The organism is Rhodococcus sp. OS5, assembly GCF_056837585.1.
This window is the reverse complement of record NZ_CM166368.1, coordinates 6,020,584-6,033,334: the sequence shown is the minus strand read 5'-3', so window position 1 is coordinate 6,033,334 and position 12,751 is coordinate 6,020,584. Positions and strand designations below refer to the sequence as shown.

Genomic DNA, 12,751 nt, shown 5'->3' with positions numbered 1-12,751 from the left:
TTCGATCAGGAACCGAAGAGACCGCCCAGTGAACCGAGGCTGCCCGAACCGCCGTTCCCGCCGTCGTCAGGCACAGCAGAAACCTTGACGACGGATTCGTCCGACGCGGACTGTGTGAATCCACTTCGCCCGGCGTATGACGCCTTGATCCGATGATCGCCCGTCGATGCGAAAGTGTGCGTCAGTCGCGCCACTCCATCGACTCCGACGACAACGGGCTGTCCGATGGGTTGGTCGCCGTCGTAGAACTGAACCGAGCCCCCGCCGGGGTTGGGGGTGACCGTCGCGGACAGTTCTGCCGCGACATTCTGCTTGGTCGTCGCGGGAGCTGCCAGTGAGGTCGAGGTGGTGACATCGGACGGTGCGGGATCAGACACGGTGACCGTTTGAGCGGATGCCATCGACGGCATGAATCCTGTTGCGCCGGAGTAGTAGGCCGAGACGGCATGAGATCCAGCCGAGGTGAAGGCATGTTCCAGAGTGGCTTTGCCGTCAGCGCCCACCGGGATCGGAGCGCCGATATCTGCAGCGCCGTCCTTGAACTGGAGAGTGCCACCGGCGGGTGTCGGCGTGACCTGCGCCCTCAGCGACACCGATATGCCCGTCTTCGCATCGGTAGGAACGTTCACGGCAGTGTCGGTCTGCTTGACGACAGGTGCGGCAGTCACCGTGACCATTGCCTCGGTCGAGTTGGAACTCTGGAATCCGTTGACTCCCTGGAACGTTGCGGAGACCCGCGCGGTTCCGGCGGTGAAGAAGGTATGCGGTAGCCGGGCAGTGCCGTCGGCGCCCGGAGTGACCGGTGTACCGACGTCGGCGCCGTCCACCCTGAACTGCACGTTTCCGTTGACCGGAGCCGGATCCACCTTTGCGACAAGCTCGGTCGGTGTGCTGGCTTGGATCGAGCCGGGCATCTGGATTGTGGTGGTTGTCGGTTGGCTGACGTAGATGGTGGTCAGGGCCTGCCCACCGGCGTTGAGGCCGGAGTTCCTGTTGTCCCGCGGGGAGCAGTTGTAGCGCTCCCAGTAGTTGACTGTGAAGACATCCTTTTCGCGCTGGACGAATGTGAGCGCATTTCGGTCGTCGTCGTAGTTGGCGGAACCGGGATCGGAAACCCTCAGCGAAGGCTTGATCTCGGTACCGGCCGCACCGGCTTTGACCGTGACGTCGACTGCGGGGAGTCGGAACTTGGTGTTGGCACCGACGATGATGCCGTCACTCGATCGAACTGCGGAGGACGGACCGTTTCCGGTGGTTCGATTCGATCCGGAGATACGCAGGTGCGTACCGGATGCCGATGGATTACCGCCGTCGTCGATCCGTGTGACTGTCGGAGTGGCACTGTCGGATCCGAGGCCGTACGCACTGTCCGCCACAAGCTGGGAACTCACGAATTCGACGCCGGACGGGATGTCGAAGTCGTACTTGATCCGGGCCCAGTGCACGACTCCACGGCTGGCATGGCCGCCGCTGTTTGTCTTCATCTCGTTCGGCTGCACGCGGTAGGTGACGGTCTCACCTGGTGCCGCGGTGGTCGGCGCGGTGATGGTGACTCCCGAGCCGAGTGTCTCGTTGAACGTGATCGGGCTTGCCACACCGTCCATCTCGCGCACATGGCATGCAGTTGTGAAGGCCACGCTCTTGGTCTCGGGGGCAGCAGAGGCGATCCCGCCGCCGGCGATCGAGAACAGGCCACCGGCCAGTACCGAGACGGTTGCAATCGCAGAGCCGCGCAACAGTTTCGAGTTCATCGAGAAATCCTGGTTTCTGCTCACAGTTTTCACGACCCGAATCCGGGGATGCCGAGGCTGCCGAGGCTCCCGGTGCCAGGCTCGGGCTCGGACGGTTCGACGACGTTGATCGTCACGGCACCCGACATCGACTCCATGAAGCCGGCCGATCCCGTGTAGTACGCCGTGATGTTGTGGTCGCCCGCTGTTGTCATCGTGCGGTTGGCCTTTGCGACACCGTTGACGACAGCCACCGGAGCGCCGAGGTCTACCCCACCGTCACGGAACTGCACTGTTCCTCCCGACGGCCACGGAGTGACCGTTGCCGTCAACTCCACGGAGTCACCGACGACGGCCTTACCGGGTGCGTCGATTCGCGTCTGTGTCTGAGCGAGGCTGGAGTCGACTTTGATCACGGCGAGTGGCTGGCCGCCCGCGTTCAATCCGGCGGAACGATTGTCGCGCGGTGAGCAATTGGTGGTCAGCCAGTACTTGACTCCACCGAGCAGCGTCTCCTGCTGCAGGAAGGTCAGGTAGTTGGCGGCACTGTCGTAGGAACCCGAGTTGGTGTCGGACACGCGCAGCATGGGCTTGATCTGGGTGCCGACAGCCCCGGACGTGACGGTGACGTCGACTGCCGGGAGCTGGAACGTCTTTCCTCCACCGACCTCGATTCCACCGCCGCCGTTGTCGTCGGTGTTGGGTCCGTTGCCCGCGGTGATGTTGTTGCCGGAGATACGAAGATGCGTCCCACTCGGATCGGGTGAACCAGCATCGTTCACCCGCGTGATCGTCGGGGCGACCCCACCCAGATTCGAGCTGGTGCCCGCCACGATCTGCGCCCCCACGTAGGTGGTGCCTGCGGGGATGTCGAAATCGAACTTGAGACGCGTCCAGTTCACGACGGACCTGAGGTCGTAACCGTCTTTGGGGACCGTCATCGGCTTGGGCGCGAGGCGGTATGTGAAGGTGGAGTTCGGCGGGACCACGGCCGGCGCACTGATCGTGACGCCGGAATCACGCGTCTCGTTGTGCGTGATCGGTCCGGGGAACTGCCACCCGTGGCACGATGCCGTGAACGGAAGGTCCACATCAGCGGCGGACGAGACTCCGGCTCCGCCGATCACGAGGGCAACGCATCCGGTCAACGACGCGGCCACCCCCACTCCTCGGCGCATCAACGTCGACACCATTCACATTCTCCTTGAGTAGCGCTCGACAAGATCGAGCTCTCGGCTTGAAGCCGGGTCTGGGAACCAGCCTCGAGCTGACAGAGAATCGAATACGTCTCGTCGTTTGCTCACCACCAGCTCAAACCCTGGAGAGGAGTAGAACACAGAGCGAGCCGCGAAATATGCGATTCGGACAAATTGTTGGACAAACGTCCAACCGGTGAAATTTCTCCACTTCTCCGACCGCTCTGCACTGCTTTAACGTGGGGTGATGTTAGCGCCGCGGAAGTCGTATGCAGGTTCTCGGTACGCCCCGCGGGCGAGCAATCGGGCGATGTTGGCCCGGTATATCTTGTCGGCGTCGGCATGGAGAACGGGATTACTCTCGAGCCACAGGTTTGCAGGATGAATCGGTTCGTCGTACATCCGACGGAAGAGTTCGGTACGGAGGTCTTTGAGCCAATTGGAGTTCAAGTTCATGACGCGGAACTGGCGCAATGCTTCGATGTCGATCACGCCCGACACGAATGAATTGTGTCCGGAGACGGTGTGGCCGAGTACCGCTCCGTGGTAGTCCACGACGTGTGAATTTCCGCCGGCGATGTCGAATGACTGTAACGCCGACTGAGTCGGATAGACCGGTCCGGTGTTCGGGCAGATCATGTACAGACTGTTGAAATGCGCATGCGCACGGTTCTGGAGGAGCCATGTTCCCCCTGGGTCCGGTCCTGCATGCGTCATCGGAACCGCCTCGCTCGGGCGGTACACGACCTCGGCTCCTTGAAAAGCCAAGGCGCGTACTGCTTCCGGATACTCTCCGTCGCTGCAGCAGATTGTGCCGATCGAACCGATGTCCGAAGTGTGCAGAACGGGATAAAATGCGTCGATGCTGTCGCCGAACAGTTCGGTCCAGCGGTCATAGACATCGTGAGGCGTGCAGGAACGTTCTCGACACCAGACGTGATTCTTCGTGGCGCGATGTATCACCTCGCCTGCCGGGGAGATCACCACCATGGAGTTGAAGAATCGATCAGCCATGACCTCGGGCCACCGCGCCTTGCTTTGAGCGATGATGTAGACCCCGTACTGCTTGGCAAGTCCGCCGAGTCGATCTGTCTCGGGGCCGGGGATGTCGATGAACATCTCCCGTGCTGCCTTCACGTGAGGTATGTCGAAGGCTTCGTCCCCGAACCCGGTCAACGCGCCTTCTGCCAACGCAATCAGTTTGACAGGCATGTTGATCGAAACTGTCGACACCGCAGCGTGAATCGCTTCCTCGATGGTGTCGAGGTTTGCCTTGATCTGCGATCGGTGTTCGATGTTGCGCACCACCGTCGACAGACCAATCGCCGTGTAGGGGGCGATGGGAGCTGCGGCCGAGTCAGCATTCACCGGCATTTACCTTCGGTATGCGATGCGCCCACGGCACGACCTTCTCCAATTGGGATGCAACCGCTATCAGGGTGCCCTCCTCACACATGGGCGCGGCCAGTTGAACGCCGATAGGCAACCCCGAGCGCGTGGAACCCAGCGGCAGGCTGATTGCCGGTCCGCCCGTCGCATTGAAAAGTGGAGTGAACGAACAGATGCCGAACAACTTGCGAGTCCATTCGCTAGGGGAGAGTGATGCGTCATTGGAATCGAGTTCGCCCAACAGTTGGGGTGGCTCACCGAGCGTCGGGGTGAGCAATAGATCGTAATTCGTGAAAAACGTTCCGACTGAGCGGGACACCTGGTTGAAGACGGCGAGCGCTCGAGCGAGTTGAATGGCCGTGACTCGGCGTCCGTACTCCACGCAGGCCAAGGTTGTCGCCTCGAGGTTCTCGGGTCCCGGGGTCACACCGAAAGCTCCGGCAAGTGCATCGACGCCTTCGGCAAGAGAGACACTCCACACCGGAAGGTTGGCCTCGACGAACTGATCCCAGTCGAAGACCGGCGTGTCGGGAATGACGTGATGCCCGAGCCCCTCGAGAACCGTGCCGACAGAGGACACGGCATTCGCGACCTCGATGTTCACTGGATCTCCGGACCACGACTGAGTGTGGATCGCAATGCGTAAACGCCCCGGGGAGCGGTTGATCTCGTCGGAGTATGGTCGCGAGGGATCACGGATCACGTACTTGTCTCCCGGGGCCGGCCCGCTCACGGCATCGAGTAACGCTGCGCAGTCACGCACCGATCGGGCGAGCCCCAACTCGGCCCCCAGCCCTGAGAGTGGTTCGCTCGAGTCAGGGCCCACTGGTACACGCCCCCGGCTCGGTTTCAGACCCACCAACCCGTTGGCGGACGCCGGAATTCGGATCGACCCTCCACCGTCGGTAGCGTGAGCGATGGGAAGGGCTCGCGCTGCGACCAATGCCGCTGATCCGCCACTCGATCCGCCGGCACTGCGTTCGGTGTCCCACGGATTGCGCGTCGAGCCTTGAGCAACAGGTTCGGTGTTTCCGTTGAACGCGAATTCCGGTGTGGTGGTCACCGCCACAGCAGCCAATCCTGCCGCCCGGAATCGTGTCATCAGTTCGGTGTCGTGAGGAAAGATTGCACCTTCGCCCGCCAGCCGACTTCCGAACCTGGTCGGTACTCCGGCCGCGTGTACGGCAAAATCCTTGAGTGCAAAGGGAACCCCCGCAAATAGTCCCTGTTCGTTGCAATCGAGGGCTCGATCCCACGGGCCCTCGACGACGGCGTTCAGCGTCGGATTGACGGTCTCGATCGCGGTGCGTGCTGCCTGGTGAACTTCGTCAACGGACACCTGCTTGTCGCGAATCAGTTCGGCGAGGCCCGTGGCGTCATGCTCGGTGTACTCATTCGGCTTCATCGAAGATCCCCTCGGTGGCGGCAGGGAGGACGGCGTCGTCGTGAACTATGTTTCCGCCCAACATGGTTCGATGCACTCGAATGTCCTTCAATTCGTCGAGATCGCAGGTCGAAGGGTCGCGGTCGACGAAGATGATGTCCGCGTGATTTCCGGGTCGGATGGATCCGATTTCGTCCCATCCGAGGATCTTCGCTGCGCTTGTGGTCCACATAGCGAGAGATTCCTGGCGATTGATGACCTGGTCCGGACCGTCGTTTCTCAGGTCTGTGCCGGCAATCTCGTGCGTCTGTGCAAGTGCAATCTGTTCCCATGGACTCTTCGGTCCCCAGTCAGACCCGCCGGAGACGTCGAGGCCTGCGTCGAGTAGGCGCCTCAAGGGGACCATGTCACGCCATATGTGCCGGCCGATCCGTTCGTCGTACATTGCGCCCTTGCCCCATGCGAATCCGACAGAAGTGGTGATCTGGAAACCGAGTGCCTTGTACCGGCGAACGTGATCCGGGCTTATGGTGATCGCGTGCTGCAGAATCCACGCCTTGTCTCGAAAATCGTGTTCGATGACGACACGCTCGGCGATCTCGAGAAAGTCGTCGTGCTCACGGTAGGAACCGATACAAATGTTGGCCCGAACGTCATTCTCCGCGCAGAATCGAACGTACGATTCTTCTTTCTCTAGTGAGACGAAGCGATTTCCCTTGGTAGGCCTGCCGAAAGGATCGGTATAGGTTTCGTGCATGGCGAAATGCCCTGCAAAACAGGGTCCCCCAGGGCTGATGGTCATACCGACGATTCGCAACATGTCGTCGGCGCTATCGGCCGATTGCGGCGCAAGTGATTTCAATCGATCGTCGAACTCGTGCAGCGACAACGGTTCGAAGGGATAGAAGATGACCGACTCCACGTCGTGAGTGGCCTGGACTCGCATGGTGAGCATGTCGGATGTACGGAGATGTTGATACATCTGTATGTGGATCGGTTCCATGGCGTGTCCCTCGTACAAAGTGGTGACACCGTGGGCGGAGAAGCGAGCCATTTCGTCGAGTACACCGGGTACTGCGTGATCGGGATCGAGTGGTGGGAGCTTGAGAAGGATCTGTCCCCAGAACGGGTCGTAGGTGTAGTAGTTGTTCACCGGTCCGCGAAGTATTCCTGTCAAACGTCCGGCTTCGTCCTTCTCGATCTCCACATCACACACTTGATCAGGGATGAAGTCCGACAGACCGACAGCACGCAAGCCGGCGCTGTTGAACGCCACGATGTTCGGAGTACGCGGCGCCCACGCTTGAATGAGCACAGGGTGGTCGGAGGTCGCCCGGTCGAGGACATGACGGTCGGGCAATCGTCGCTCGGCAAGGTCGCGCCACGATCGGCGAATGAAGTAGTGGGCTTCACCGACCGGCGTGCAGATGATCCACTCGCCGGGTGCGGTGACGGCGGCCCGAGCACTGATGCGCTCGACGATATCGGCGTGATCGAGTGCATCACTCAAGTCGACGAGGCCGCCGCGAAGTGCACCGAAGTGCATGACGTGCGGGTGGGTGTCTATGAGTCCTGGCATGACGACCGCGTCGCCGGCTTCCATGACCCGGGTGTTCGGGCCAGCGGACTCGACCAGGTCGGAGAACCTGCCCGTCTCGAGGATCACGCCGTTGTCCACGAGTACCGCTTCCACGACCGGGTTCGCATCGTCGAAGGTCAGGACCTTCGACGATCGGATGAGTGTTCTGCTCACGTGGACCTACCTCCGTGCATCTCGACGAGTCCACCGCGTGTGGCTCGCCAGGTAGTAGCACTCTATGAGCGGCCGGGCTGGGGGAGAATCATCCGAAAGGATGAAGTCCGATCGGTCTTGACCAGTGATTATGGCCGCAGGTAGCGTCGTACTGGTTCGTTGTGGAGGAGCGCGATATGTCGGTGGTTCGGTCGGATCTCGTTGCACCGAATCTCCAACCGATCCGACGCAACAACGAGTTCGCTCGCAACATCGAATTCAAACGCAACGCGATGGAGTTTCTTGCCAGGTTCGTTCGCGTGTCCGGGATGGTTTTCTATTCCGTTGATCGCAGCATGAATGCCGACATGCACGTATTCGATCGGGTGTGTCCTGAGGAAAATGGTCGCTACACCAGGCACTTTCACGAGTTGGACCCTTTTCATCCGCGTAGGTTCGCCGAATCGGGCGCCGACCTCGCATCGTCGAACGACATTGGCCAGCGTTTCGACAAGACCGACTATTACGACGGCTTCTTTCGCCCGATGGGTTATCGATACGAGGCTGAACTGTATCTGCGTCATGCCGGGCGCATCGTGGCGGGCGTTTCCCTGCTCCGAAGTGCCCGCGACGGTGACTTCTCGAGGGAAGAGATGCAATTTCTGCAGAAGTCTCATGGATTCGTCGAACAGTCCTATTGCATGCTCGGTCAAATGCCCAGTGCCCCGAGTTCTTCTGCAGTGCCGGAACATTGGAGATTATCTGCTCGGGAGCGCGACGTCGTCGAACTGCTGGCACAGGGTGCGAGCAACATCGACATCTCCCGTGCGCTGTTCATCAGCGTCCCAACCGTGAAGAGTCACCTGCAACACGTGTATCGAAAGTCGAGCGTGCATACACGCACCGAGTTGGTGTCACGCCTGGTGCACGGCTGAGGGAGTTGACTGTCCCGTCCGAAGGTCAGTCGATGGCGCGGCGCATCAAGTCTGCCGTTTCCTTGTTGAACGCGACCAGTGTGACCGTCTCGACCTCGGTCTTCGCCGCGCGAATCGCTGAAACGGCCTGTCGGACGGCATCTTCCTTCGGCCAGCCGTAGACCCCTGCCGAGATCAACGGAAAGGCGACGGTACGGGCGCCGATCGAGTCGGCCACGGCGAGGCTGCGGGTGTACGCCGACCGAAGCAGACCGGATCGGTCCTCGGAGCGCGAATACCTCGGGCCGACGGTGTGAATCACGGCCTTGGCGTGCAGCTTTCCGGCGGTGGTGGCTACTGCCGCACCCACCGGCAGGCCGTCGGGAAGGCTGGTGTTGCGCAATACCTCGCAAGCCTTCAGGATCTCCGGTCCACCGGCACGGTGGATCGCGCCGTCGACACCGCCGCCGCCGAGGAGCCTGGAGTTGGCCGCATTGACGATGGCGTCGACGGTCAGCGTCGTGATGTCACCTTCGACGACTGTAATAGCGGGCATGGATCCTCCTGTGTATCCGACGGCTGTGTGTCCGACGGACGCGTCTCCGACTGCCGTGTTCCAGAGTTCACGCTTCGGGCGAGCCCACGGCATAGCCGAGCGTACGTCGTAGGGATCACGTCCGATCAACATCGAGTATCGCGCTGCAACCGACGGCGTGCGACTGTGCGCCTGAACGCAATGGAGGAGTACGCGCTTTCCCTCGGCCCGCAACGCCTGGACGGTGCGCGCTGCGTCGTCGAGAACGAACTCGAGGTTGGCGTTGGAATCGTGACCGTCGTCGACCAACCAGAACTCGACGTGATCAGGGGCGACCTGTCGTGTTCCCATGCGGCACAGGCTGACCACGGCGTCGTAGTCTGCAGTGGACACCGCATCGACGCCGCCGAGCATGACGCCGTCGTCGTGCGGGTGCGTCGTCAGGTGGTGGGTTCCGCGAAACCTCGAGTAGTCGAGTTCTGCCGTCGACGGCCATCCGTTCTTGTCGTCGGTACCGCCGCGAGCGGTCTTTATTGCCAGGCGAATCAGATCGGAGGAACGGTATCCCGGCCAGCCATGCATGATTCGGCGCCAACGGGCGGGAACCGCCGACGCTCCCCAGCGGGCGCCGAGGAGGCCACCCGCGATGGCCGCCGTCGTGTCGGTGTCCCCGCCGGCTCTTACTGCCGCTTCCAATGCGTACTGGAGGTGGCGAGCATCGCCATTGTCCGTGGAAGTGATTGCCCACCAAGCAGTCTGAAGTGCATGCACCACCCAACCGTTCTTGGAGAAGTCCTGCGGGTTCCCGGTTTCGGCCTGATCGAGCAGCGGGCCCCAGTATTCGGCGACGTCCTGATCGGCAACGGAGAGGAAGCCGCGAACACCGTCGAAGTTGCCGGAGGCAACGGCATGGCGGATGGCATGGGTCCACAACTCGCACGCCTGTCCGGCACGCGGGTCGTCGTGCGTGAGTGAACTGATCCGGTGCGCTGCCGACCTGGCACCTTCTGCATCGTCCAAGTAGGAGAGGGCGACGGGAGCAGTCCGCATGAGCGAGCCGTTGCCGGCCTTGCGGCCGCTGATCGCTCGCGCACAATCCGCCATCGCCGCTGCGCTTTCGGAGCGGACGGACAACACTGCTCGCGTCTGGTTGCCGATGTCCGCGGGCTTCGAGTCGTACCACCGGATGAACTGTGCTGCAATGGCATCGAGACCGTCAGCGCTTCCGATGTCGATTCCGGTAGCGGCCACCTCGGCGATCGCAACTGCCATCGAGGTGTCGTCGGTCCATTCTCCCGGCGCCCAGTCGAACGGGCCGCCACCGATCATGTCGATCGTGACCTCGGCCTTCGGGTAGGTGAATTCGTAGCCGGCGCCGAGCGCGTCTCCTGCTGCGGTGCCGAGCAGAACGCCGGCCGCTCGATCGGACTGCTGTGCGGTGAGTTTCATGGCCACCTCTTCGGTTCGCGATGATCGTTTGATCAACTTTGCGCTAACCATAGATCATGTTTGAGATAACATGCAAGGGTGAATAAATGGACAGGCGCGAGCGGTAAGGGATTGACGGACTATCCGCGTCCGTCTGTGGCAGTGGACGTCGCGGTGCTGACGTACAGCGGTGGATCTCTGAAAGTTCTGGTGGTTCGGCACCGTCTCGGTGCGCTGGCGCTACCGGGAACATTTCTGCACGAACGCGAATTGCTCACGGCCGCAGCCGATCGTGCCCTGTCGGTCAAGGCAGAGTTGGCCCAGACGAGCTTCCACCAGTTGGCGATCTTCGACCGACCGGACCGCGACGACCGTGGATGGGTTTTGTCGGTCGCACACACGGCTTGCCTACCGGAATCGGCACTGCCCGATTCGGCGCTTCTCGTCGATGTGTACGACGACGAGGCAGTGAGCGGACTCGCATTCGATCACGCCGACATGGTGCGACTCGCGGTCACGGACCTACGCACGAGGTATGCGTCGTACGTGGATCCGGACGGATTGTCGGGCGGGACGTTCACTGTCGCCGAACTTCGGAGACTGTACGAGGTGATCTTCGATCGTCCGTTCCAGAAGGACAGCTTCCGCCGGCAGGTGCTCGACGCGCTCGAAAGTACCGGCGAGATGAGCAGACCAGGTAACGGCCGACCCGCCGAGACGTACCGGAGGCGGGGTGAGGGCGCACTGACTGCGCAGGCAATGGCATTTTTGACCGGATGAAGTGAAACGAATTCTTGCAGTTCTGCTGACCTGACGCGCTGAGCTGGGTAATGTCCGATTGATGGGTGCAGTTTCGAATGAAGCCGAGTCCAAGATTCCGACTGTCGTGTGGGGTACCGGCAACGTCGGGCGTGCATCGATTCGCGCTGTGACAGCCAATCCGGCCCTCGAACTTGTCGGCGTCATCGTTGCGAACCCCGAGAAGGTCGGGCGAGACGCCGGTGACCTCGCCGATCTGGGAGTGCACCTGGGCGTCGCGGCTACCGACGACGCCGATGCCGTGCTCGCAGCGTCTCCCGGCGCGGTGGTCTACGCGGCGTCCGGCGACATTCGGCCCGACGACGCGGTTGCCGACATCACGCGGGCACTGGCCGCCGGAGCTGTGGTGGTCACGCCGTCCGTATATGCGCTGTACGACCCGAAATCTGCGCCTCCCGAACTCCGTGATCCCGTCGAAGCTGCTGCCAAGGCGGGCGGCGGGGCTCTGTTCGTCTCCGGTATCGACCCAGGCTGGGGCAACGACATCCTGCCGATTCTCGTCAGCGGGCTCGCGGGGACAATCGACCAGATCCGGTGTCAGGAAATCTTCGACTACACGACCTACGAACAGCCGGATTCTGTCCGCTACCTGATCGGGATGGGTCAGCCGATGGACTACGAACCTCCCATGGTCGCGCCGACCGTACCCACCATGGTCTGGGGCGGGCAGATTCGGCTCATCGCGCGGGCACTCGGGGTGGAACTCGACGAGATCCGCGAGACCTTGCTGCGCCGCCCGCTCGAGGAAACCGTGTCGACCGAACATATGGGGGAGTTCGCGGTCGGCACCCAAGGCGCACTGCGATTCGAGGTTCAGGGAATCGTCGGCGGGGAACCCCTGATCGTGATCGAACACGTCACGCGTATTCATCCGTCCTGTGCCCGCGACTGGCCGCTCCCGCCCGACGGCGGCGACGGCGCGCACAAGGTGATCGTCGAAGGACGACCACGAATCGAGATCAACGTCGAAGCCACCGATGAAGGTGGAAACCGCGCGGCCGGTGGAAATGCCACGGCCGTAGGACGTCTCGTCAACGCAATTCCCTGGCTACGTCAGGCTGAACCCGGTCTTTACGACGCGCTGGACGTTCCGCTCACACCCGGCGTCGGCAAGCTCGGTGCCCGAAACTCGGAGGTACTCACATGAATATCGACATACCCGAAGGCAAGAATCCGATCGGCTACGTGTGGGGAGAGATGGTCCCCGGCATCGGACCCGCGGCCGCCGGGTTCTCCCAAAAGGTCTACACGGACGGCACTCTCGGACTCCGCGAGTTCGAGGCGGCCAGGCTTCGGATCGCTCAGATCAACGGGTGCATCTTCTGTCAGGACTGGCGCACCGAGCGTGACGGCGAGACTGTGGAGTCGACGTTCGATCAGTCTGTCACCGACTGGCGCACCACCGATGCCTTCGACGACAGGACGCGCCTCGCTGCCGAATACGCCGAGAGATACGCCCTCGACCACCACGGGCTCGACGACGAGTTCTGGGAACGCATGACAGCTCACTACTCCCAGCGAGAAATCGTCGAGTTGAGCATGTGCCTCGGATCGTGGTTGGCCTTCGGCAGGCTCAACCACGTCCTCGGCCTCGATACTCAATGTGTGTTGCCCGGCAACTGAA

General features: G+C 61.8%; 10 protein-coding genes. 4 read left to right on the top strand and 6 right to left on the bottom strand.

Annotated elements, in window-relative coordinates; translation table 11 throughout:
- Positions 1-5: 5 nt before the first annotated feature.
- The 5 genes from ACVZUB_RS28240 to ACVZUB_RS28220 all read right to left on the bottom strand — a co-directional run bounded on the left by ACVZUB_RS28240 (position 6) and on the right by ACVZUB_RS28220 (position 7,452).
- Positions 6-1,751: an Ig-like domain-containing protein gene (locus tag ACVZUB_RS28240; protein WP_482627971.1), complete on the bottom strand. Its 1,746-nt coding sequence runs from the start codon at positions 1,749-1,751 to the stop codon at positions 6-8.
- A 29-nt stretch (positions 1,752-1,780) separates the two neighbouring features.
- Complete coding sequence (locus tag ACVZUB_RS28235; RefSeq protein ID WP_482627970.1) at positions 1,781-2,923, bottom strand: Ig-like domain-containing protein; 1,143 nt, start codon at positions 2,921-2,923, stop codon at positions 1,781-1,783.
- 237 nt (positions 2,924-3,160) lie between these two features.
- The gene (locus ACVZUB_RS28230; protein WP_197486202.1) at positions 3,161-4,294 is read right to left on the bottom strand and encodes a nitrilase-related carbon-nitrogen hydrolase; all 1,134 of its coding nucleotides are present in this window, start codon (positions 4,292-4,294) and stop codon (positions 3,161-3,163) included.
- Positions 4,284-5,720 (bottom strand): amidase, encoded by a 1,437-nt coding sequence (locus ACVZUB_RS28225; protein ID WP_482627969.1) that lies wholly within the window; start codon positions 5,718-5,720, stop codon positions 4,284-4,286. Before ACVZUB_RS28225 ends, ACVZUB_RS28230 begins: the two co-directional genes overlap by 11 nt.
- Positions 5,707-7,452 carry an amidohydrolase gene (locus ACVZUB_RS28220; protein WP_404650242.1) on the bottom strand — a complete coding sequence of 582 codons (1,746 nt, stop codon included), beginning with the start codon at positions 7,450-7,452 and terminating at the stop codon, positions 5,707-5,709. The genes ACVZUB_RS28225 and ACVZUB_RS28220 overlap by 14 nt, the downstream gene beginning before the upstream one ends.
- Before the next feature lie 176 nt (positions 7,453-7,628).
- Between ACVZUB_RS28220 and ACVZUB_RS28215 the strand changes: the two genes are divergently transcribed.
- A complete protein-coding gene (locus ACVZUB_RS28215; RefSeq protein WP_054781200.1) occupies positions 7,629-8,366 on the top strand; it encodes a helix-turn-helix transcriptional regulator in 738 nt (245 codons plus the stop codon).
- Positions 8,367-8,391: 25 nt separating this feature from the next.
- On the opposite strand, the gene ACVZUB_RS28210 is transcribed toward ACVZUB_RS28215, so the two are convergent.
- Complete coding sequence (locus ACVZUB_RS28210; protein ID WP_482627968.1) at positions 8,392-10,329, bottom strand: O-acetyl-ADP-ribose deacetylase; 1,938 nt, start codon at positions 10,327-10,329, stop codon at positions 8,392-8,394.
- 78 nt (positions 10,330-10,407) lie between these two features.
- Between ACVZUB_RS28210 and ACVZUB_RS28205 the strand changes: the two genes are divergently transcribed.
- The 3 genes from ACVZUB_RS28205 to ACVZUB_RS28195 all read left to right on the top strand — a co-directional run bounded on the left by ACVZUB_RS28205 (position 10,408) and on the right by ACVZUB_RS28195 (position 12,750).
- Positions 10,408-11,088: an NUDIX hydrolase gene (locus ACVZUB_RS28205; protein ID WP_482627967.1), complete on the top strand. Its 681-nt coding sequence runs from the start codon at positions 10,408-10,410 to the stop codon at positions 11,086-11,088.
- A 61-nt stretch (positions 11,089-11,149) separates the two neighbouring features.
- Positions 11,150-12,274, top strand: coding sequence for an NAD(P)H-dependent amine dehydrogenase family protein (locus tag ACVZUB_RS28200; protein ID WP_007730283.1), 1,125 nt, complete (start codon positions 11,150-11,152; stop codon positions 12,272-12,274).
- A complete protein-coding gene (locus ACVZUB_RS28195; protein ID WP_003943220.1) occupies positions 12,271-12,750 on the top strand; it encodes a carboxymuconolactone decarboxylase family protein in 480 nt (159 codons plus the stop codon). The genes ACVZUB_RS28200 and ACVZUB_RS28195 overlap by 4 nt, the downstream gene beginning before the upstream one ends.
- Position 12,751: the final 1 nt, after the last annotated feature.

Bases quoted from the DNA above. Each gene is read 5' to 3' on its own strand.
- ACVZUB_RS28225 (WP_482627969.1), bottom strand. From the start codon at position 5,720: ATGAAGCCGAATGAGTACACCGAGCATGACGCCACGGGCCTCGCCGAA.
- ACVZUB_RS28215 (WP_054781200.1), top strand. From the start codon at position 7,629: ATGTCGGTGGTTCGGTCGGATCTCGTTGCACCGAATCTCCAACCGATC.
- ACVZUB_RS28210 (WP_482627968.1), bottom strand. From the start codon at position 10,329: ATGAAACTCACCGCACAGCAGTCCGATCGAGCGGCCGGCGTTCTGCTC.
- ACVZUB_RS28240 (WP_482627971.1), bottom strand. From the start codon at position 1,751: ATGAACTCGAAACTGTTGCGCGGCTCTGCGATTGCAACCGTCTCGGTA.
- ACVZUB_RS28200 (WP_007730283.1), top strand. From the start codon at position 11,150: ATGGGTGCAGTTTCGAATGAAGCCGAGTCCAAGATTCCGACTGTCGTG.
- ACVZUB_RS28235 (WP_482627970.1), bottom strand. From the start codon at position 2,923: ATGGTGTCGACGTTGATGCGCCGAGGAGTGGGGGTGGCCGCGTCGTTG.
- ACVZUB_RS28195 (WP_003943220.1), top strand. From the start codon at position 12,271: ATGAATATCGACATACCCGAAGGCAAGAATCCGATCGGCTACGTGTGG.